A 22844-nucleotide genomic window follows, 5' to 3' on the forward strand; every position below is an offset into this window, starting at 1 on the left:
AAATCCTCCGAGCAAGCCAGTTCTCGGAAACACTCGGCCGTCGATGACCCGACGGCCATGATCAAAATCAAATGGTCGCGAAATCGCTTGCTCTTTCGGCAAGTCGGACAGGCAGATCGCCGATCGAGGTACACGCCTCGTGTTTCACGAGCGAAGTTGCACTCCACAAGACCTGCTTAGGCTTGCGTCTGGTCAAGGTCGTGATGCCGGGCCGAGATGGAGGCTGGCGGCATCGCCAGGCTCGCGAGCTGTCGGGATCAGAACGGTTCTGGAGGCCGGGCGCGCGCAGCCGCATCGCCACGCTCCGGCGCCTGCTGGATCGGTACAAGGTCATATTCGAAACAGTCGGCGCATCCTTGGCCTCAAACTCGGGCCTCAAACTCGGGCCTCTATCCAGGCCGCAATCTCCGGCCAAGTCTCGGCATGCGCCTGGCGTCCGGTGAGAATTGCCAGATGCTGCAGAACGATGCCTATTTCCGCCGGGTGCTCGATGATCCTCGTATCGCTCGTGGCCATCCTCTCGAAGAAGGGCTGCGCCGATTCACGAGGGCCGATCTCGTCCGAGGGATTGACGACGGCCAGCACGGGGATGCGCAAATCGCCGGGGCCGAGCGTTCTGCCCGCAATCGTGAGAGTGCCGTTGCGGAATCGGTCCTCGCGGTAGAGCCATTCGACCATCTGATGGACGAGGCGGCCGGGAAGCGGCACCTCATCCAGCGCCCAGCGCAGGACGCGGATATGGGTTTCCAGAGCGGCGGGATCGGCGAGGCTGAAGGCGGCATCCATCAACCGGGGCCAGACGAAGGTTTCGGGCGCCAGGAATGCGCAGGACTGCGAGAGCAGCGAGCCTGGCACCGTGTCATCCTCTGGGATGTCACCGTCCTGCGAAACGACCAGGTCGCGAAAGCGGCTCGAACCCGGCTCGAAGCTGATCGGCGCGCCGAGCAGGACGAGACCGCGGGCGAGAGAAGGCCGCCATGCGCAGGCGATGGCAGCAAGGGTGCCTCCGAGTGAATGGCCCAGGACGAAGGGCGGGAGGCCAGGGCGCTCCGCAGCGATAGCGTCGCAAGCTGAGACGAGCGCGTCGGCGTAGTCCTCGATGCCCGCAGGGCCATCGCTTTCCGCCGGAGGCTGCCATTCCATGAGATGGACGCTGAACCCGCGGTCAAGACAGAAACGAACCGTACTGACGCCCGGAGCAAGGTCCCAGATATAGGGCCGCTTGATCGGCGCCGGAACGAGCAGCACCGAGGCGCCTGTCGCTGGCCCCGGGTAATGCCGCAACCGCCAGTGCGGGCCGGAGGCGATAACCTCATAGGCGCACTCATGCACACCGAAGCCGAAGAGGTCGAGCGCGCGTGCGTGTGCGCCGCGCAGTCCGTCCATAGCCGCACGCTGCACAGCCAGCAGGCCCGGAAACAAGCCCGGCGCAGGGCCCCAAGAGCGTTCTCTCGTCATCCCCGCCTCCGTTCTTCAGGAATGGGCGTCGCGGGAGCCCGACGCTTGCCGTTCCTGACATCGGATCGTCCGATAGCTGCCCAGGCGATCCCATGGGCGGTCTCTTTGCGAAGGCCTTCATCCGCATGGACGGTGAGGGCATGGCTCAAGGTTGCACGGACGATTGCCTGCGCTTGCCGAGGCAGGTGGCTCCGCATCATTGAGGGCAGGTCGGCGGGGCTGGCGTAAGGCATGGGTCGCGCCTCCACGCGGCGGCGGCGCGACCGCCTCCGCGTTCGTCATGATGACTGCCTTGCAGGCCGATGAACTTGATTCAGATCAGTTCGTGCGTCGCCTGCGGTGCCTGCTCGCCGCCGGAAGGTTTCCAAGTCGTCACGGGAAAGCCGATCAACGGCCGCAAGGGCAATCCGGCAAGTTGACGATGATCAATGCCCCCGCCCGGATCTGACCGACAATGCACATCGTCTGACGAGTGACGTCGATGAACAATATATCGGCATATCGCCCGTAGGGCCTAACCCGACGGGGACGATCTGCTCATTCAAGAGGTTCAGATGAATTCGCCTCGAACCGCGTTGCGCAAGTCACATCGTGGCCTGGCGCGCCCCGACTTCGATCAGATCGTCCTCGTGCTGCAGGGCGGTGGAGCGCTCGGTTCCTATCAATCCGGCGTCTATCAGGCGCTCGAGGAAGCCAATCTTGAGGTCGATTGGATCGTGGGCGTTTCCATCGGTGCCATCAACGCCGCCCTGATCGCCGGAACACCGCCGGGCAATCGAATCGCGAAGCTGCGGACATTCTGGGACGAGGTGGCCAGTCAACCCTGGTGCACGGCCTGGCTGGCGGCTTTGCCCGCGGATGTGATCGGTTCGCGGGCAATTCGCGCCTGGCTTGGCCATCTAAGCGCTGTCTCTGCCGCGGCTGCAGGCGTCCGGTCGATGTTCTCGCCCAGGCTGCTTCCGGCGTGGCTGTGGCCAACCGGCTGCGACGGCGCCATCAGCCTATACGACGCCACTCCACTCAAGGAGTCGTTGAGCCGCTATGTCGATTTCGACCGCATCAACGCGGGTTCGATGCGGTTCAGTGTCGGAGCCGTGAACATCCGCACGGGCAATTTCGGCTATTTCGATACCGCCTCCCACGACATCCGTTTGGAGCATGTGCTCGCCAGCGCAGCGCTACCGCCGATGTTCGCACCCGTGGAGGTGGATGGCGAATTCTATTGGGATGGGGGAGTGGTCTCCAATACGCCGTTGCAATGGGCTGTCGAGGCCGAACCGCACCGCGACAGCCTGGTGTTCCAAGTGGACGTCTGGAACACGCGTGGCGACTACCCGTCCGACCTTGCAGAGACGATGACTCGCCAAAATGAGATTCAATACGCGAGCCGCACGCGGGCGGGCAGTAACGCCTTTCGGCAAATGCAGAGACTGAAGAACACAGTCTCTCTAGCGCTCGCTGAATTGCCCTCTGATGTGTCCGATTTGCCAACAATACAGCGCCTTCATAAGCAGGTCGATCGCAAATTATTCCGCATTGTTCAGCTGATCTATCACGCTCGCCCGCATCTTGGGGCGACCAAGGATTTCGCTTTCTCCGCGTCAAACATCAACGAGCATTGGGATACAGGCTACCATGATGCTGTGCGCACCCTTCGTCATCCTGAAGCCTTGACCCGGCCGGAGCTGGAGGTTGCCGAAGGCGTCGCTACCTTCGACGTGGCAATCGACGGCAGGCTATGAACGCTGAGCGAAAAGCTCGCTCGCAGTAGCAAGGATTTGCAGGCGATCATCGCGTTGATGCAACGGCAGCCATATCCCTGACGGTGAGTCTCGCCAGCGATACAGCAATCGCCCGGCAGGATAGCGTCCGGAACGACCGGGCGATCATTGCAGGCATCTGCGCCCGCTGCCATCGGAGCGCACCGGACGCTCGCGGTGCGCGCCGCCCGATCCGCCATCCGCCGCCGGTGGCCGGCCTCCTGAAAAGTGGTCCTTCGGCGACACAAAGTCGGAACGGTTTGTGCGGCTTGTCTTTCATTTCGCAGTTTCCATGCACCGTACGCCGAAAAGGCGCGGTCGGTCGCTCAGGCGATCTTGCCGATGGCTGCTTCCGCCGTCGCGATGGCGGCATTCATCCGGGGGCTGGAGACGTATAGACGTGGTGCCGGAGCGCTCTTGGCGACCGCGCCGCGGCTCGGCGAGGCTTGAACGCAACGCAGTCTCCCCGGTAAGTCGAGTGGAACGATTCGACGCTCTTCGCGTTATTAGCCGCCCGCCTGACGCGGCACGAGAGGATTTAATATGAATAGGACGTCTATCCTTGCCGGATTCGTCGGTGCCATTGCTCTTGCGAGTGCTGCGATTGCTGCCTCGACGGCAGCTAACGCGGCCGAGACATTGCCTGCCACCGTGGCTCGTCAGCTCGACGGGCAGGCTGTAGAGTTCGCCATGACCGCGGCCAAGCAGCGTCGCCTCATGATCATCGAAGAAACACAGCGCCAGCAGCGCTACGGGCGTAGAGGTTACGAACGTGGGCCTGGCTACGGGCGCGGGCCTGGCTACGGATACGGGCCGCGCCGCGGCTATGGTGGCCCGCCTCCAGGTTACCGCCGTTACGACAGATACTGATCGGACGAGGAGCCCTGACATCGGGGCGTCCTTTCGCAGCATTGTTTGCAGATTGGGCGCGCGTTGAGCGCTCCCTTTTTTGGTTTGAGGCTGGAGCCGAGCCGCGCTCATCGAAGAGTGAGAGCAGCATGCGAAAAACCGGCTCCTGCTTTTTCGCATGCTCCAGGCGGCTCACGGCACAGGGTCGGCACATGTGTCGCTTGGCGTTGCCGGCCTTGCGTCACGCCCGCTCGAATCACGCTTTGCGGCGATCAGGCGCCAAATGTGGCGAGAGACGCGCTCCGGACCGCGCGTCGGGGCTCGCTGCCCGGCGTAACCTTGATCCTGCGGATGTTAGCGCGGCAACGATGTCGGAGGCGCGAATACTGCCGGGTGTGCGCTTCGGTCTGGTGTTCGTGTGCAGGCAACATTGAGAAACCCGCGCAAGCTAAGAGACTAACGTCAATTTTCTCTGCGTTGCCAAAACGGGGCGGGCGCCCTGCATGCTTGTGAGCGAAGTAAGACGCTGCGGTGCGTGGATAAAACGCCGTTTAGCCGGCATCTGCGTTGTATTTCTGTAACGCGCCGGCAAAAACGGCCGCCGCTATCTCTCCGCATTTCGCAAGTGCGTTGTCGGTTCTTGAGAAAATTGCAGCAACATTTTGATTTAAAAAGAATAAGCCAAATATCGCACTTGCGTCATGCATGCGCAAAGCTGGCCATGCCGGTCTCTGACTGTCGGGCATGGTATTGACTTAAGGGGAGCAAACAGGGGATGGATTCAGGTGAAATTTTGTCGATTTGGCGGCCGCCTTGTTTCCGCTTCGCTTCTATCTGGCGCCAGGCCGACGAATACGGACACGCTGCAAATACGACTTGAGGTCCTAGATGCTGAAGACGGCCGACGTTCTGGACGCTCACAGACTGAGCGCGCCCATGCCGACCGGGACCGCCAGCGAAGGTTTGCGGCGACTCGCAGCGACAACCGCCCTGACGACGGGCGTGATCGTCGGGCTGATGCTGTTCCAGCCGGACGTGGCGCAGGCGCAGCAGGTCTGGGCCGGCCCGGGCAATGACTGGAACACGGCGACGAACTGGTCCGCGCCGGCCGATGTCCCCGACACGGCCGGCGAGACCGCAGTCTTCCAGGGCGCGATCGCGCCCGCGGCGCTCGCGATCTCGGCCTCCACCTCGGTCGGGGGCATCACTTATGACGCCGGCGCGCAGGGCTATACGATCACCGTCGGCAACACCCTGTCCATGGCCGGCTCGGTGACGAACAACTCCGGCGTGACGCAGAATTTCGTGATCAGCCCCAGCCAGGGTCTGGTTTTTGGTGGTGCTGCCGATGCCGGGACGAATGTGGTTTACACCACCGCTGGAAATGGCGGCATCTCGTTCCAGGGAACCGGCTCGGCCGCGGCGGCCAGCTTCGTGCTCGGCGCGGCCGGGAATATCTTCATCCAGACGGCCAGTGCGGTTTCGCTCGGCGAGCTGAGCGGCGGGAGCAGCTCTCGCGTGCTCGCCACGTTGGTCGGAGCAACTTTGACCATCGGTGCTCTCAATACCTCCACGACCTTCGCGGGCAGCATCCAGGAAGGCGGTGGCGTCGGCCTGACCGTGACCAAGACCGGCACCGGAACACTGACGCTCGGCGATGCCGGAGGAGCCTCCAATTATACCGGCCTGACGACGATCTCCCAGGGTGTGCTGAACATCCAGGCTGCGACGGCGCTCGGCACGGCGGCTGCGGGCACTGTGGTTGCGAGCGGCGCGGCGCTGGAGCTCCAGGGCGGCATTACGATCGCCAGCGAGGCGCTGACGCTGAACGGCACCGGCGTCGCGGGCGGTGGTGCGTTGCGCAATGTCAGTGGTACCAACACCTATGGCGGTGCGATCACGCTTGGCAGCAATGCCTCGATCGTCTCTGCGGCTAACGGGCTCGCTCTGACGGGCGGTGTCGCGCTTGGGGCGAACACGCTGACATTCGGCGGTGGCGCGATCAACGTCACAACAGCGGGCATCACGGGCGCAGGCGCGGTTGTTGTCGGCAGCGGTCTAGTTCTCATCGACGCCGCAGGTGCCTATGTTGGCGGGACGACGATCGCCACTGGAGCCACTGCGGCGACCTCCGTGGCCGGCGGGTTCGGCACGGGGACGATCACGCTCGCCGGCGGCACGCTCGGCTCCAACGCGGTGGCCGTTACCATAGCCAATGCGATCAGCCTTTCTGCGAGTAGCTTCGTCAGCGTCCAGGCGAGCCAGGCGCTGACTCTGACCGGCGGCATCGCGTTGGGCGCCAATACGCTCAGTTTCAGCGGACCGGGGCAGACCACCGTCAGCACGACAGCGATCACCGGTGCCGGCGGGCTGACCAATTCGGGCACAGGCACGCTGATCCTGACAGGCGCCAACACCTATGGCGGCACAACCGCGATCAATGCCGGCGTCGTCAACATCCAGAACGCTACAGCGCTCGGCACGACGGCCGGTGGGACCACGGTCGCGGCTGGCGCGGCCTTGCAGATTCAGGGGAATATCGCGGTCGGGGCGGAATCGCTGTCGCTGAACGGGACAGGCGTGGCCTCGGATGGCGCGTTGCGCAACATCTCCGGCGCCAACAGCTTCGCGGGATCGGTGACGCTCGCCGGGGCCAGCCGGATCAATTCCGACGCCGGGACGCTTACCTTGTCGGGCGGCGTTGCCGGTGCGTTCGGCTTGACCGTCGGCGGCGCGGGAGACACGACGATCTCGGGCGCGATCGGAACGGGCGCGGGCGCCCTGACCAAGGACGGGGCGGGAACGCTGATCCTCTCCGGCGCCAACAGCTATACCGGCACGACCACCGTCAGCGGGGGCACGCTGACCCTGCAGGGCGGCGCGGCGATCGCCGATTCGGGGGCGGTCAATATCGATACGGCGGGCGCCACGCTCAATGTCGCCGCAGCCGAGACGATCGGCTCGCTCTCCGGCGTCGCCGGCTCGCTTGCGACGCTGGGGGCAACCCTGACCGTCAGCGACAACAGCTCGACGATCTTCGCTGGCGCGGCCTCGGGCGCGGGCGGGCTGACCAAGACCGGCACTGGCCTGTTTACGCTCTCCGGGGCCAACACCTACAATGGCGCTACCACGATCAATGGCGGCGAATTGCGGGTCAATGGCTCGCTCGGCGCGACTGCGGTGGCAGTCAACAACACCGGCACCTTGTCCGGCATCGGCACGATCGGCGGCGCGGTCACGGTCAATGCCGGCGGCACGCTCTCGGCCGGGCAGAGCCCGGGAACGCTGACAGTCGGCTCGCTGACCTTGAACGCCGGCTCCAATTCGGTGTTCGAGCTCAACAGTCCGGGTACGGTCGGCGGCGTCACCAATGATCTCGTGATCTCCAACGGGCCGGTTCAGCTCGGCGGCACGCTGACCGCGACGGCGGCATCCGCGGGCTTCTACAGGCTGATCAGCGTCGTGGGTGGCGGGGCGATTACCGGGAACTACGCCACGGTCAACGTCGCGGGCTTCACGGGGCAGGTCTACACCAACGCTCCCGGCGCGGCCGAGCAGGTCAACCTCGCCGTGCTCGGTGCCGGGCAGATCATGCAGTTCTGGGACGGGGCAGACACGCTCGGCAACGGCACTGTCGATGGCGGCGCGGGCACCTGGAACGGCACCGATACGAGCTGGACCGGCATGCCCGGCCAGGCCGGGGTGAACGCTTCCTGGCGGAGCTCCGTCGGCGTGTTCCAGGGCACGGCCGGCGTCGTCACCGTCGCGGGGACGCAGGCCTTCGACACGCTGCAGTTCAATGCCGACGGCTATACGCTCAATGGAGGCCAGCTCGGCATCGGGGTCGCCGGCGGGGGCACGATCAATGTCAACGGCGCCGGTCTGACGGCAACCATCAATTCGGCGATCGTCGATGGCGCAGGGACGAGCCTGATCAAGGTCGGCGCCGGCACGCTCAATCTCGGCGGCGTCAACACCTATACCGGCGGCACGACGGTCTCCGACGGCACGCTCGGCCTGCTCGCCGGCGGCGTCCTGGCCTCGAATGTGACGGTGGCCGCGGCCGGCGCGTTCAACAATGCCGGCACGGTCAACGCCGCGGTGATCAATAGCGGCACGACGAACAACAGCGGCCTCATCGCGGGGAGCGCGACCAATACCGGCACGCTGACGACGACCGGCACGATCCAGAGCGGCGTCACCAATAGCGGCACGGTCAATGCGGCCGGCACGATCAATGGCGCCATCGCCAACAATGCCGGAACCTTCACGGTGAGCGGTGTGCTTGCCGGCAATGGCGGCTTCAGCAATGCCGGTGGCGCCATCCTTGCCGTGAACGGCGGCAATTTCACGGGGCTCGCCAGCCTCGTCAACGCCGGCTCGATCACGATCGGCGCCGGCAGGACGCTGTCGGCAGGCACGATCACCAACAATGCCGGCACGATCACGCTTGATGCCGGTGCGATCCTGCAAGGCACGGCCAATACGCTGAACAACGCCGCGACGATCAATGTCGGCACGAACGGCGCGCTCCTCGATGCGGGAGCGATCAACAATCTCGCCAGCGGCGTGATCAACTTCAACGGACCCGGCGGGACGGCGACGCTGAGCAGCGGCCTGCAGGTCAACAATGCCGGCGCGATCAACCTCATCGGCGGCAATCTCAACGTCATCGGCCCTCTCAGCAATACCGGCCAGGTGACCATCGCGGCCAATCTCGCAGCCAATCTCGCCTCGCTCTCGAATGCGGGCAGCGTCAGCCTCGGCCAGGGCGCGAGGCTGACGACCTCCGGCAACCTCGCCAACACCGGCATGATCGACCTGCGCAACGGCGCCACCAACAACCTCGTCACGGTCGGCGGCGGCTGGTCCGGCAATGGCCGTGTCGGGCTCGATCTCGACATCGTCAACGCGGCGGCCGACCGGATCAGCGTCGGCGGAGCGTCCTCAGGCCTGACGACGGTCGATTTCGCACAGCTGACCTCGACATCCGCGGTGCTCAATCGCGACGTCCTGGTGGTCAACGGTGCAGCCGGCGCCCAGTTTGTCGCCGCCAATGCGCTGACTCCGACCGGGCCGAGCCCGTTCCCGAACGGTGCCGGCCAGCTCATCACCAATAACGGCCTTGTGCAGTACTGGTTCGGCGAGGCCACGCCTGGCTCGGGCAATTATGTCGTGCGGCCGGATCTCAACGTCGTTGCGGCCACGGGCTTCGTTGCCTCCGTGTCGAGCGCCTTGGCCTCGATCAACGCCTTCAGCGAGCCGGCCTCGGCGTTCATCAGCGGCCCGTCCGACCCGCAGCCGAACACCTTCTCGCTCGGCACCTGGGGGCGTGCGCGCGGCGGGCATTTCGACATCACTTCGAACAGCACCGTCGGCAGCCTCGGCGGAGTGTCGCGTTCATTCCGGAGCGTCAACGAGGCTGGCTTCAGTGGTTTCCAGCTCGGCATCGACGCTGGCCTCTACAACATCAACGGCACCGGCTGGACCGCCAATCTCGGCATCCATGGCGGCAAGGTCGACGCCAAGGTCACGACACCCGATACGCGCCTAGAGGTCGAGCAGCCCTTCTATGGCCTCTATGGCGCGGTCCGGAGCGGCTCGGGCTTCGCCTTCGACGTCTTGGTGCGGCGGGACAATTTCGACCTCAAGCTGAATTCCGCTTCGGCCGGTATCACCAATGCGAAGTTCAAGGCGGATGGCTGGAGCGGCCTGGCCTCGATGAGCCAGCGCTTCAACATCACCGACAGCATCTATATCGACCCCTCCATCGCGCTGCTCTATTCGCGCGCCGAGGTCGACTCGCTGCGGACGCTGCAGGCCAATGTCAGCTGGCAGCCGATCGAGAGCGTCACCGGCCGCTTCGGCGTGCAGCTCGGCACCTTTATCCAACCGACCGAGACGATCGTGCTCGCGCCCTATATCGCGGCCAGCGTCTGGCGCGAATTCGCCGGCAAGAGCAAGGCGTCGGGCGAGATCGGCGGCCTGAGCTTCCCGACGACCACGGACCGGGTCGGGACCTATGGACAGTTCAGTGCGGGTCTCGCCGTCTCCTCGACGACGCCCGGCCTGTCGGGCTTCGTGCGCGCCGATTTGCGCTTCGGTGAGCGGATCGAGGGTTATGCCTTCAATGGCGGGCTGCGCTACCAGTTCTGAGCGCTTCCAGATCCACTTCAGGATGACGGCCGCGCTCAAGCGCGGCCGTCTGCTTTTCACCCGCATTGCGAACCTTCGGCCGGATCGGGCGTTTGCCTGGGGATGGAGGAGCGCGCATGACCCATTCGTTTTCGCAACAGCTGAAGCCATCTCCGATCCGGTCGGACCGTTCAATGGCTCCAGGTCTTTCCTTCAACGCGTTTTCTTCACGCGAACCGGTCTCCACTTCGCCTGGAAACGCTCTGGCCGATCCGGGCGGCACGCCGGCGGCGCCGAATCCGCCGCTCGAGGCGCCGCCCTTGATGCCGACCGAGATTCCACCGGCCCCCCCGGTCGAATCGCCGCCGGACGAGGCGCCGGCCGGCATCCCGACCGAGCCGCCTCCGGAATTGCCGCCGAACGGACCGCCCGAGGGACCGCCGGCGACACCGATCGACCTGCCGCCCGGCCGCGATCCACGCCAGCCGCAGGAATAGCGGCCCGGTCCCTCAGACCGGAGGCGCCTCGCCACTGCCGATATCCCAATAGAGCCCAGCCATGAGCGTCAGCCCCTCGCGGGCGATCGTGACAGGCAGATGCTCGTCCGGCGCATGCTGCGAGCAGCCGGGGTAGGAATGCGGCACCCAGATCGTGCGCAGGCCAAGCACATCCGCGAAGATGTCGTTGGGCAGAGAGCCGCCGAGATTGGGCAAGAGCGCCGGCTTCTTGTTGGTGCTCCTGGCAATCGAAGCGAGGGTGAAATCCACCCAGGGGTCTTCCGGGTCGAGCCGGGTCGCGCCGAAGATCGCCTCGCGCGACAGCGAGACTTCGACCATCGGGAAGCCGTGGCGCTGCAGATGCCGGCGCAGGGCCGGCACGATGTCGTCCTGGTCGATGCCGACGACGAAGCGCAATTGGCAGCGCGCCCAGGCGCTGGGCGGCACGGCGTTGACCGGCGTCTCCGGCACGCCGGACTTCATTGCGAGCACGTCGAAGGAGCACCAGCCGAAGACCTGCTCGGCTGGGGTCAGGCCGGGCTCGCCCCAGGCGGGGTCGATCGTCGGGCCGTCCGGGCCGCCATCGATCTCGCAACCGACCAGCGCCTTGCTGACGGCTGCCGGCAGTTCCTTGGGCACCCATTCATGGATGCGGATCTGGCCGCTGGGGGAGGTGATCGAGGCGATGGCGTGGGCAAGCTGGATCGCCGGGTCGGAGAGGATGCCGCCCCAATTGCCGGAATGATGGCCGCCCTCGCGGGCGACGATCGAGAGATCGAAGGTGACGCCGCCGCGTGCGCCGAGAAAAACCGTCGGCCGCTCGGCATTGAGGCGCGGCCCGTCGGAGGCGATCAGCACATCGGCCTTGAACAGCTCCTTCTGCTCGGCGCAGAGCTCGCGCAGGCCGGGAGAGCCCGATTCCTCGCCCATCTCGATCAGGTATTTGACGTTGAAGCCAAGCTTGCCGCGGGTTTCGAGAACGGCACGCAAGGCGTTGATATTGATGACGTGCTGGCCCTTGTTGTCGACAACGCCGCGGCCATACCAGCGCCCGTCCTTCTCGACGAGCCGCCAGGGCGAGAGCCCTTCGCTCCATTGCGCATCGAGCCCGCGGATGACGTCGCCATGGCCGTAGCCGAGGATCGTCGGCAGGGCCGGGTCCTCGATGCGGGTGGCGAGCAGGAAGGGTCCGCGCGACAGCGGGTGGGTCAGCGTCTGGCAGGTGAAGCCAAGCCCCTCCAGCAGCGGGCGCATCTCGGTTTCGAGATACTCCGCGAGGACTGGAGCGCGGTCGGGGTTCTGGCTCTCGGTCGGCATGGCGACCAGGCGGGCGAGGTCGCTCTTGAAGCTGCCGGAGTCGAAATAGTCTTGCGCATGCGCGATGGCCTGGGCGCGGGTCATGGATGGTCTCCGTTCAGCGGCAGAAAGGGTCGATGGAATCAAACGTTGCGGGGTGGCGAAAGCGCGTCGCGCAGGCCGTCTCCGGCGAGGTTGATCGCGAAGATCAACAACGCCAGCGCCGAGCCCGGCAAGGCGATAAGCCAGAAGCCGAAGAACATGTAGGCCTTCGCCTCGGAGATCATCAGGCCCCAGGAGGGCAGTGGCGGCTGCACGCCGAGGCCGAGGAAAGAGAGAGCGGCTTCCAGCAGGATCGCGCTCGCGGCCTCCAGGGTCGCGACCACGATGAGATGCGGCATGACGTTGGGCAGCACCTCCTTCAGGATGATGCGCAGCGTCGATGCGCCCGAGGCCTGGGCTGCCGCGATATAGTCGAGCGAGCGCACCTGCTGCGTCGCGCTGCGCATCACCACGGCGAAGCGATCCCATTTCAGCAGGCCGAGCACGAGGATTACGACCCAGAGCGAAGAGCCGATGATGGCGACGACCGCGAGCGCCACCAGGATCACCGGCATGGCGAGCCGCGTCGTCACCATGAAGGTGACGGCAAGGTCGATGCGGCCGCCGAAATAGCCGGCGAGCAGGCCCATGGTCGCGCCGATCAACCCCGACAGGATCACCACGCTGATGCCGATCAGCAGCGAGATGCGGGCGCCATAGAGCAGGCGCGAGAGATAGTCGCGGCCGAGCGGGTCGGTGCCGAGCGGATGGGCCCAGTTACCCTTGTCGTACCAGAAGGGCGGGATGTTGCGGGCCGTCAGGTTCTGGACATAGGGGTCGTGCGGGGCGAGCAAGGGAGCAAGCACGGCGATGGCGATGAAGCAGGCCAGCAGGCCGAGCCCGATCATCAGCGTCGTCTGCGAGAGCATGCGTCGCAGCAGGGTCTTGCCCTGGGGCAGGGCTGCAGGCCGCGGCAGGGTGAGGGGGGCGTCGCTCATCTTGGAATATCCTGCATCTCAGGACACCCTGATGCGCGGATCGAGCCAGGCATTGGCGATGTCGGCTGCGAGCGTCAGCAGGACGTAGACAGCCGAGAGCAGCATCACGACCATCTGCATGACCGGGAAATCCTTATAGGTGATGCTCTGATAGGCGAGATAACCCAGCCCATCGAGCGCGAAGATCGTCTCGATCACCACCGAGCCGCCGAGCAGGAAGCCGAGCTGCACGGCGGCCAGCGCCACGACCGGCACGAGGGCGTTGCGCAGCGCATGGGTGAAGACGACCTTGCGCGGCGCGACGCCTTTGGCCCGGGCGGTGCGGATATAGTCGGCCGAGAGCACCTCGATCATGCCGGCGCGGATCAGCCGCATGAAGGCGGGTGCCGCATAGTAGCCGAGCGCGATCGTCGGCATGACGTAATGCTGCCAGCTCTGCGAGCCGGAGACCGGGAGCCAGCGCAGCGTAATCGAGAACAGCATCACAAGGCACAAGGCGAAGAAGAAATTCGGCAGGGCCTGGCCGACGACGGCAATGGCGAGCGCCAGCCGGTCGATCCAGCTATTGGCGTAGACAGCCGCCAGCACGCCGAGTGGGATCGAGATTGCGAGTGCGAAGACGAGCGAGCTCAGGCCGAGGATCAGCGTGGCCGGGAGCTTGGAGAAGACGAGAGCCGCGACATCGGTCTTGAAATAGATCGAGGTGCCGAAATCGCCCTGCAGCGTCCGCCAGAGCCAGTCGAGATATTGAATGATGATGGGGCGGTTGAGGCCATAGGTCTCGCGGATCAGGTCGATATCGGCCTGCTGCGCGCCTTCGCCGGCGATCGCGACCGCGACATCGCCGGAGAGGCGCAGCAGGATGAAGGCCAGCGCCGACACCGTCAGCGCGACGAGAACCGCAAGGCCGAGGCGTTTGAGGATGAAGCCTAGCAAGGGGCAGGTCCCTTCGCTTTGAGAATCGTCGGCATGCAAACTCCTTCCGACGCGAGGCCGTCATTGCGAGAAGCGCAGCGACGAAGCAATCCAGGGGCCGTGGCGCGACTTTCCGGACTGCTTCGCGGAGCCTGTACTCGGGCTTGCCGAAGGCAAGACCCGGGTGCCCGCAATGACAGCGAGAGATTAGAGGCTGGACCCGAGCTTACTTCCAGCCCATCTCCCAGAAACGCACCATCTCGTCGGGATAGGCCTTGAACGCCAGGTCCTTGCTGGCGACGTAGTAGACCGGCAACGAGTAAAGCGGCACGGCATAGGCCTTGTCGGCGATGATCTTCAGCGCCTCCTTATAGGCCGCCTTGCGGATATCGGGCGCGACCGAGTTGTTGCCCTTGTTGAGCAGGTCGCGGACGGCTGCGTCCCTGGTGATGTCCTCGGTGCGGAAGGCGAAGTAGTTCGGCGTATTGGCCGAGACGTCGTTGACCGAGAAGGAACCCCAGGTCTGGTGCGTCAGGTTGGCCTTGTTGCTGCTGATGACCTCGCGCATTGCGGCATATTGCAGGAAGCGCAGATTGGTCTTGATCCCGACCTGCTGGAGATAGCCGATCAGCGCCTCGGTCTGGTTGCGCTCGCGATAGGCGACGATGTCGAGCGTCAGGTCCTTGACGCCGGCCTCGGCGAGCAGGGCCTTGGCCTTGGTGGGATCATAGGGGTAGCGCGCCGCGCCCTCGTCGGTGCAGCCGAACTGCGAGGGGAAGCAGATCGTGTTGAGGACGCGCGAGCCCTCGCCGACGATATTCTTGACCATGGCCTCACGGTCGATGGCGTGGTTGATCGCCTTGCGGACGCGCTCATCCTTCAGCGCCGGCGCGGGCGTGTTCTCCAGTGAGTTGATTTGCATGAAGACGATACGCATGGTCTCGCCCGAGACGACCTGCAGCGTCGGCACGGCCTTGAGCTGGTCGGCCTGGTCCTTGGGGACATGCATGATCAGGTCGACGCCGCCCGACAGCGCCTCGGCCATCTGGGTCTGGCGATCGGGGATGAAGCGGATCTCGATCTTGCCGATCTTGCCGAGCTTCTTCGGTGAATCCTTGAAATAGTCCTTGTTGGCCTCGAGCGTGATCGACTTGCCCGGGACGTAGTTGGTGACCTTGTAGGGACCCGAGCCGACCGGCTTCTCGTTCTGGCCTTTGGGGCCGACCTTCTCGTAATATTCGTTGGGATGGATCACGACCGGGCCGGCGAGATATTCGATCGCGGCCGGGAAGACCTCCTTGGTCGTGACGCGGACCTTGTATTTGTCGAGCTTCTCGGCTTTCCCGATCCAGTTGACGTTGCCCTGGGTGACGACCTTGTTCTCGGGCTTGGCGATGAAGTTCAGCGTGTAGACGACGTCGTCGGCGTCGAACTCCTCGCCATTGTGGAACTTGACGCCCTCGCGCAAATCGAACTCGATCGTCTTGTCGTCAATCTGCTTCCAGCTCTTGGCGAGCTGGCCCTTGTACTCGTTGGTGTCGGGGTCGCGGTAGATCAGGGTGTCCCAGACATTGGCGCCGATGATCACGCCGATGCGGACATTGTTGAAGAACGGATCGACGTTCTCCGGCGCCTGATCATAGGCGAAGCGGACAGTGTTTGCGGCCTTTTGGGCGAGCGCCGGGCTGGACGCCGTCGCCACCAGCGTGGTCGAAGCCAGCATCAGCGCGCAAGCCTTGGCTATCAATGTCATTCTTCGGTCCCCTCGAAGCGGTTTGCGGCGTCGCGGCTTTACCGTCTCTGCCGTTCCTTTGTGCGGACGCAAATCTGCCCAAGGATTGCGCTTGCCGCCATAAGAATGAATCGAACGGATCGTTGCCGTTTGGGCATGGGACGGCTACAGGCGTTCCCATGCAGACATCGGCCCTGCGATATTTCCTCGAGGTGGCCCGGACCGGTTCGGTCAGCGCGGCGGCCCAGCGCCTGCGCGTGGCGGCGTCTGCGGTCAGCCGGCAGGTCTCCAATCTCGAGAAGGAACTCGACGCGCTGCTGTTCGAGCGGCGCGCGCGCGGCATGATCCTGACCCAGGCCGGAGAGACACTGGCCGCCTATGCGCAGCGCCTGGCGCTGGAGAGCGAGCAGGTCGTCAGCGAAATCCGCGAACTCAATAGCGCCGACAAGGGATTGATCCGGCTGGGCGTTACCGAGGGCCTGGCGATCAGCTTCATTCCCGAGATGATCCACGCCTTCCGCAAACGGCATGCCGAGGTCGCCTTCGACATCAAGGTGATGTCGCCGCTGGTGGTGACGGAGCAGGTGCGGCTCGGCGCGGTCGATATCGGCGCAACCTTCGTGCTGACCTCCGAGCGTGGCGTCACGAGCCATTGGCAGCGTGCCGTTCCGACCTATGCCTATGTCGCCTCAAACCATCCGCTGCTGGCTCGGGCCCCGGTCAGCATGGAGGAGATCTTCGCCTATCCGATCGCGATGCTCGATGGCGAGGCGACGGTGCGCAAGGTCATGGACATCCATTGCACGGCGCGGGGACTGACGCTGGATCCGGTGCTGACCTCGACCAATGTCACCAGCGTGCTGCATTTCTGCCGGCTCGGCGGGGCCGTAACCTTCGCCAGCAGCATCGCCTTCGGGGCTTCGGAACGCGACGGCTCGCTCGTCGCATTGCCATTGAAGGATGCCGAGATGCCCTCGCGCAGCCTGCAATTGCAGACCATGTCGGGCCGTGTGCTGCCGCGGCTGGTGACAAATTTCCTGGCGCTTCTGGTGCGGGAGTTGGAGAGCGTCGACAGGCTCGTGCCGGCGGTGGCGCGGGGCGCCGGGCTTGCGGCGCAAGCCGTGGACGTGGCAACGCAGACGGCATGACTTCGATCTCCGGGACGCAAGCCGACGGCGCCGCCCTGATGGTGCCCCACGCCCATCAGCTCGTCGCGCGCGATGCGATTCTGGCTGCGCGGGCCGCGGGCGCGCCGGGCTTTCTGCTCGGGGATCTGACCGGGCTCGGCAAGACATTGTCCGCCTGGCTCGCGCTTTCGGCGATGCCGGAGGAGGAGGTGCTGGTGATCTGCCCGAAGGGTGCGATCCCGCAATGGCGGCGGACGATGGCGCTCTCGGGCCTGCCGGCGAAACGCGTCACGCTGATGAATTTCGAGCGGACGAAGTCACTGCTGGCAGCCCCTGCCGACAGCAAGAAGCGCTCGACCCGGGCGAAGAACAATGAGCTTGCAAAGCATGGTGCGCCCAAGCGTGTCTGGCCGCTCGTCGTGATCGACGAGGCGCATCGCATCCGCAACCCGAATTCGCAGCAGGGGCTGGTCTGCCGGCAGATGGCCGCAGCCGGGCGCTTCACGATCTATATGAGCGCCACCGCCGGGCAGTCGCCGCATGAGCTCTCCTATCTCGGGCCGCTGCTGGCGCGGGCCGCGGGCATGCCGAGCGCCGATCTCGACGGGTTTCGCGTGCTGATGAAGCAGCTCAGGATCGGCCGGGCGAAAGGGCGCTGGAAGAACTGGAGCTGGGAGCCCAACGAGGCTGATCGCAAGGTGATGGCGGCTCTGCTCTATCGCGGCGAGCGCGCCATCGGCCTGCGCCGCCGGCCCGAAGAGATCGCCGGCTGGCCCGAGGTGCAGCGCGAGCTCGCGCCGGTGGCGTTGGATAGCGCGGCACGAAAGCTCTATGATGCGACCTGGCGCGAATTCCGGCGCGAATTGGGTCTGGCTGGAGGCTCGACACGCAAGCCGCAAGGTTGGGCGGCGGATCTGCGCTTCCGCCAAAAGGCGAGCCTGCTGCGGATTCCGGGAACGGTCGATTTCTGCGATGACCTGCTTGGCAATGACGAGCAGGTTGCGGTCTCGGTCGCCTTCCTGGAAACCAGCGCCATGCTGGCCGAGGCCTTGCGCGGGCGCGGCTGGGCGGTCGGCGAGATCAATGGCGAGCGCTCCGGCGCGGTCAATGAAGAGACGCGCATCGCTTTCCAGACCGGCCGCCTCGACGCCGTGATCTTCACTGTGACGGAATCGATCTCGCTGCATCGCGGCGAGATGCCGGGCGGCGACCGCGAGCGCTCGCTGGTGATCCACGACATGCGCCACTCCGCGATCCAGCTCCAGCAGATCGAGGGCCGCTGCCATCGCGACGGCCAGCACGCGACGATCTTCTATGCCTATGCCGAGGACACGGTCGAGGAGGCGGTCGCCGGCACCGTGATCACGCGCATGGCGGCGATGGAGGGGCTGGCGGGCGACGATACGCGCATGCTGGAGGCGATAGCGGGCATCGTCGAGGCGCGGGCGGCGGCATAGCGTTTTGCGGATGCTCGCTTTCCTCAGCCCTCATCCTGAGGAGCCGCGAAGCGGCGTCTCGAAGGATGTTCCAGGAGGCTCCCGAGACTGCTGGACCATCCTTCGAGACGCAGAATGACGGCTGCTCCTCAGGATGAGGGCTGAGGGAATGGGCTAATTCGTCCCACGCGGCGGCCCGAGATGGCGCAGCCTCGCCTGTACGGTTGCGTCATCCAGCAGAGCGCCCGCCTCGCCATCGAGCCGATGCCGCCAGTTCGGCTTCTCCGTCGTTGTGCCCGGCACGTTGGGTTGCGTCCTGATGCCGAGCGCGTCCTCGATAGGCAGCATTTTCAGCGTGCAGGGCGTCCGGGCGATGTAGCGGATCGCGGCGTCGACCACCGGGTCGGTGTCGTCGGGCGCCGGGCGCTCGCCCTCGACCAGCCCGGCATTCTGGAAGGCGCCCCAGAGCACGCCGCGATCCCAGGCGCGCAGATTGTCCTGGTCGATGCCATCGTCACTGGGGTCGATGTCGGTTCCGGCCCACCAGCCGGCGGTCGGCGGCAGGTCATGGGTCGTGGTCAGGGCGACCGCACCGGCATCCCATTGTTCCGGCGGCACATAGCTGTGCTCAGTCTTCTCGAAGCGCAGGACGCGCAAGCCGGCGACGCCCTGCGCGCGCAGATCGTCGCGAAAGCCGTTCGGCAGCGTGCCGAGATCCTCGCCGATGACGACCGCCCTGTGCCGCCAGGATTCGAGCGCGACCAGGCGAAACAGCGTCTCGGCAGGGAAGCTGACATAGGCGCCGTCAAGCGCCCCGGCGCCTTCGGGGATCAGCCAAAGCCTGCTCATGCCCATGACATGGTCGATGCGGATGCCCCCGACATAGCGCAGGCTCGCGCGCAGCGTCTCGATGAAGGGCGCAAAGCCTGATGCGGCGAGGCCGCGCGGCGAGAAGGTGGTCAGGGCCCAGTTCTGCCCCTCCGCTGCGTAATAGTCGGGCGGTGCGCCGATGCTGAGGCCGCCCAGGATCTCGTGCTGGCGGCTCCAGGCGTGGCTGCCGGAGCCGTCCATGCCGATGGCGAGATCGGCGATGAGCCCGACATTCATGCCGCTCTCGCGGCAGACCCGCTGAGCCTCGCCATAGGAGCGGCCCGTCAGCCATTGCAGGAAGATCTGATAGGCGACTTCGTCCTGATGCTTGGCGGCGAAGGCGGCGACTTCGGGGCTGTCGGGATCGCGAAAGGCCGGCCGCCAGTCGCGCCAGTTCCTGACGGCCGGGTCGCGACGCAGCTCTGCCGCGTGCAAGACCTCGAAGACGGCATGGGCCTTCAGAAGCGGCGAGGCCTCAGCCAGATGGCGTTCGAAATCGGTACGCGAAGCCTCGGCCGCGCAGGCGGGATCGCGCAGGGCGTCGAACAGGCCGCGCAGCAGCGTCCAACGCTGCGCTGTCGCGGCAAGCCAGTCGACCTGCGGCAGGGATCCGAGCTTGGCCATCGCGTCGGCGAGACCGAACTTCGCGATCACATCCTGAATCAGCTCGCCTGGAAGCACGGCTCCGGGGTCGGCGTGAAGCGGATTGTAGAACAGGCGCGTCGAGGGCGAGTAAGGGCTGAAGAGGGCGGGTTCGGCTCCATAAAGCGCATGGACAGGGCTGATCGCCAACGCGTCGGCTCCCCGCCTGGCGGCGCTGCGGCCCAAGGCCGCGACGCCGGCGAAGTTGCCGATGCCGCCATCGCCAACCGTTCGCAGCGAATAGATCTGCGCCGCCAGCCCCCATCCGGGGGCTCCCGCATTGAGGTCGGCGAATGTGATGCAGCGCTCGGGCGCGGTCGCAACGGAGAAATCGCCCTCCGAGGTACGGACCGTATGATAGCCGGGCTCGGCGAAGGCCGGCAGCGTCAGAGCACCGTCATAGCCCTCCTCGGAGGTTACGACGCGATGCGCGCCGCCTTCCATCAGGATCTCGACCGTCGTCCCGCCCGGTGCGCTCAGCGGCAGGCTGACCGGCTGGCCGACGCGCGCCGTGGTGAAGCGCGAGGTTGCTGCCGCATTCATGCCGCTCTCCAGCATCGAGAGCGAGTTGCGCAGGGCCGAATCGCTGTCGGCCGGCAGGCCGAGCGCCGACAGGATGGCGCGCAGGCTCGCGGGCGTAACCGCGCGCTCCGCTCCCGTCTGGTCTGTCCAATGCGGCGCGACGCCGGCCTTGGCCGCAAGCTGGCGCAGGGTTTCGTCGCTCATCGAAGTCTCCGCAAGGGGGGCCCCGCGTGGTCCTTGCTTTCGGGCGCAGCGCCGCGGCCAGAACTTCCGGCCTTTTCGCGAACGCGAACGCTGGGGATCACGGTGGATGGTTCCAGTTCAGCCATCTCTAGGCGCCGGTACTGTCGTGCTCGAGCACGAGCAGGCCGAGCGGTGGCAGTGTCAGCGACAGGCTCTGGCGCTGGCCGTGCCGGGCGGCCGGGCTCGTCCGGCATTGCCCGCCATTGCCGATATCGGCGCCGCCATAGACGCCAGCGTCGCTGTTGAGCCGCTCGCGCCAAAAGCCGCTCCTGGGCACGCCGATGCGATAATCGTGGCGTGGGACCGGAGTCATGTTGGCGACGACGAGGATGTCGGGCGTGTCCGCGCCGCCGGAGCGCCGGAAGGCGAAGACCGAGTTGGCGCGGTCGTCGGCGATCACCCAGGCGAAGCCTTCAGGCGCATGGTCGAGGCGGTGCATCGCGGGGGTCGAACGGTAGAGCGCGTTGAGATCGCGTACGAGCTGCATCGCGCCGCGGCGTCGCGCGTCATCGGGGTGGGGCCAGGGAAAGGGAACGTCGACGTTCCACTCGTCCTCGGCTCCGAACTCGCAGCCCATGAAGAGAAGCTTCTTGCCGGGATGACTCCACATCAGTGCGAGACAGAGGCGCAAGTTTGCGAAACGCTGCCAGTCGTCGCCTGGCATGCGCGAGAGTAGCGAGCCTTTGCCGTGCACGACCTCGTCATGCGAGATCGGCAGCACGAAATTCTCCGAAAAAGCATAAATCAGCCCGAAGGTGACGTCGTCGCCATGATGGCCGCGATGGATCGGGTCACGTGCGAAGAAGCGCAGCGTGTCATGCATCCAGCCCATGTTCCATTTGAAATGGAAGCCCAGCCCGCCATGATGCACGGGCGTGGTGACGCCGGGCCACGCGGTCGATTCCTCGGCGATGGTGATCGCGCCCCGACCGCGCGTGCCGACCAGCGTGTTGAGTTCCTGGAAGAAGTTGACGGCCTCCAGATTCTCGCGCCCGCCATACTGGTTGGGCACCCATTCGCCCGGCAGGCGGCTATAGTCACGATAGAGCATCGAGGCGACCGCATCGACGCGCAGGCCGTCGAGATGGAAGGTCTCGATCCACCACAGCGCCGAGGCGATCAGGAAGCCGCGCACCTCGCGCCGGCCGACATTGTAGATCAGCGTGTTCCAGTCGCGGTGGAAGCCCTCGCGTGGGTCTTCGTGCTCGTAAAGCGCGCTGCCGTCGAAGCGCGCGAGACCATGCGCGTCGGAAGGGAAATGTGCCGGCACCCAGTCGAGAATCACGCCGATGCCGACGGCATGGCAGCGGTCGACGAAGCGCGCGAAGGCCTCGGGCGGGCCGAGCCGCGCGGTAGGCGCGTACATGCCGAGCGGTTGATAACCCCAGGAGCCGCCGAAAGGATGCTCGGTGATCGGCATCAGTTCGATATGGCTGAAGCCCATATGCTGGACATAGGGGATCAGCCTTTCGATTGCCTCGTCCCAGGAGCCCATCTGGCCCCATTGCGTGCGAAGCCAGGAACCGACGTGGACCTCGTAGGTCGATATTGGTTCGGCGATGGGGTTGGTGCGGCTGCGCGCCTCGATCCAGTCGGTATCGCTCCAGGTGAATTCGCTGGCCTGCGCCACGACGGAACCGGTGCGCGGCGGCTCCTCCGTGCGCCGCGCCAGCGGGTCCGCCTTCCAGGGCAGGCGCTCGCCCGAAGCCGCGATGATCGCGTATTTATAGACCGCGCCCGCCTCGACGTTGGGGATGAACAGCTCCCAGACGCCTGGCCCGAGCCGGCGTCGCATCGGATGGCGGCGGCCATCCCAGCCGTTGAAGTCGCCGACGACCGCGACATGGGAGGCGTTGGGAGCCCAGACGGCAAAGAGCGCGCCCTCGACGCCGTCGATCGTGCGTAGATTGGCGCCGAGCCGTGTCGCGAGGTCGAAATGCCGGCCCTCGGCGAAAAGATAGATGTCGTCGTCGGAGAGCAGCAGGCCGAAGCTGTAGGGGTCAGCGCTCTCGGTGATGCCGCCCGGCCAGGCGATACGCAGCCTATATGGCCCCTCGGCAGGCGCAGGCGCTTCGAACAGGCCTGTGCCCTGGCCGATCATGGCAATGGCGTCGCGGCCTTCGCCGAATATCAGCTCGACATAGTTCGCGCCCGGCAGGAAGGCGCGCACGACAGTGACGTCGCCCACGATATGGCGGCCCAGCACGGCAAAGGCATCGGGGTGGCGGCCCTCTTCCAGAAGGGCGAGATCGCGCGCCGGCAGGCTGGGGAGGCGGAGCGGAATCTGGCGCGTCATCTATCCTGGTCCCATCGTGAACGGAA

General features: G+C 65.6%; 13 protein-coding genes. 5 read left to right on the top strand and 8 right to left on the bottom strand.

Features of this window, described 5'->3' with window-relative positions; translation table 11 throughout:
- Positions 1-375 precede the first annotated feature (375 nt).
- Positions 376-1422: an alpha/beta fold hydrolase gene (locus tag CYD53_RS02940; RefSeq protein WP_245928048.1), complete on the bottom strand. Its 1047-nt coding sequence runs from the start codon at positions 1420-1422 to the stop codon at positions 376-378.
- Positions 1423-1454: 32 nt separating this feature from the next.
- Positions 1455-1691, bottom strand: coding sequence for a ChaB family protein (locus CYD53_RS30975; RefSeq protein ID WP_103716590.1), 237 nt, complete (start codon positions 1689-1691; stop codon positions 1455-1457).
- A 321-nt stretch (positions 1692-2012) separates the two neighbouring features.
- Between CYD53_RS30975 and CYD53_RS02950 the strand changes: the two genes are divergently transcribed.
- From CYD53_RS02950 to CYD53_RS30110, 3 genes are all read left to right on the top strand, one after another.
- Positions 2013-3200, top strand: a complete 1188-nt coding sequence (locus CYD53_RS02950) for a patatin-like phospholipase family protein (protein WP_103716591.1) — start codon at positions 2013-2015, stop codon at positions 3198-3200.
- Positions 3201-5003: 1803 nt separating this feature from the next.
- A complete protein-coding gene (locus tag CYD53_RS02960; RefSeq protein ID WP_181011686.1) occupies positions 5004-10223 on the top strand; it encodes an autotransporter-associated beta strand repeat-containing protein in 5220 nt (1739 codons plus the stop codon).
- A 173-nt stretch (positions 10224-10396) separates the two neighbouring features.
- Positions 10397-10699 (top strand): hypothetical protein, encoded by a 303-nt coding sequence (locus tag CYD53_RS30110; protein WP_103716594.1) that lies wholly within the window; start codon positions 10397-10399, stop codon positions 10697-10699.
- Between the two features lie 12 nt (positions 10700-10711).
- Here the strand turns inward: CYD53_RS30110 and CYD53_RS02970 are convergent, their stop codons facing one another.
- The 4 genes from CYD53_RS02970 to CYD53_RS02985 all read right to left on the bottom strand — a co-directional run bounded on the left by CYD53_RS02970 (position 10712) and on the right by CYD53_RS02985 (position 15703).
- On the bottom strand, positions 10712-12100 hold the full coding sequence (locus CYD53_RS02970) for a M20 family metallopeptidase (RefSeq protein WP_103716595.1): 1389 nt from the start codon (positions 12098-12100) through the stop codon (positions 10712-10714).
- Positions 12101-12138: 38 nt separating this feature from the next.
- On the bottom strand, positions 12139-13035 hold the full coding sequence (locus tag CYD53_RS02975; protein ID WP_103716596.1) for an ABC transporter permease: 897 nt from the start codon (positions 13033-13035) through the stop codon (positions 12139-12141).
- A gap of 18 nt (positions 13036-13053) precedes the next feature.
- Positions 13054-13971, bottom strand: a complete 918-nt coding sequence (locus tag CYD53_RS02980; protein WP_103716597.1) for an ABC transporter permease — start codon at positions 13969-13971, stop codon at positions 13054-13056.
- Positions 13972-14176: 205 nt separating this feature from the next.
- Positions 14177-15703: an ABC transporter substrate-binding protein gene (locus CYD53_RS02985; protein WP_103716598.1), complete on the bottom strand. Its 1527-nt coding sequence runs from the start codon at positions 15701-15703 to the stop codon at positions 14177-14179.
- Between the two features lie 158 nt (positions 15704-15861).
- Between CYD53_RS02985 and CYD53_RS02990 the strand changes: the two genes are divergently transcribed.
- Positions 15862-16830, top strand: a complete 969-nt coding sequence (locus tag CYD53_RS02990; RefSeq protein WP_181011687.1) for a LysR family transcriptional regulator — start codon at positions 15862-15864, stop codon at positions 16828-16830.
- Positions 16827-18266 (top strand): SNF2-related protein, encoded by a 1440-nt coding sequence (locus CYD53_RS02995; RefSeq protein ID WP_245928049.1) that lies wholly within the window; start codon positions 16827-16829, stop codon positions 18264-18266. Before CYD53_RS02990 ends, CYD53_RS02995 begins: the two co-directional genes overlap by 4 nt.
- A gap of 153 nt (positions 18267-18419) precedes the next feature.
- On the opposite strand, the gene malQ is transcribed toward CYD53_RS02995, so the two are convergent.
- Both malQ and glgB read right to left on the bottom strand, forming a co-directional pair.
- The gene (gene malQ, locus CYD53_RS03000; RefSeq protein ID WP_103716600.1) at positions 18420-20483 is read right to left on the bottom strand and encodes a 4-alpha-glucanotransferase; all 2064 of its coding nucleotides are present in this window, start codon (positions 20481-20483) and stop codon (positions 18420-18422) included.
- 127 nt (positions 20484-20610) lie between these two features.
- The gene (gene glgB, locus CYD53_RS03005; RefSeq protein WP_103716601.1) at positions 20611-22818 is read right to left on the bottom strand and encodes a 1,4-alpha-glucan branching protein GlgB; all 2208 of its coding nucleotides are present in this window, start codon (positions 22816-22818) and stop codon (positions 20611-20613) included.
- Positions 22819-22844 lie beyond the last annotated feature (26 nt).

Origin of the sequence: Allobosea psychrotolerans, from assembly GCF_002917105.1 — a bacterium.
In the GTDB taxonomy this organism is placed as follows: domain Bacteria; phylum Pseudomonadota; class Alphaproteobacteria; order Rhizobiales; family Beijerinckiaceae; genus Allobosea; species Allobosea psychrotolerans.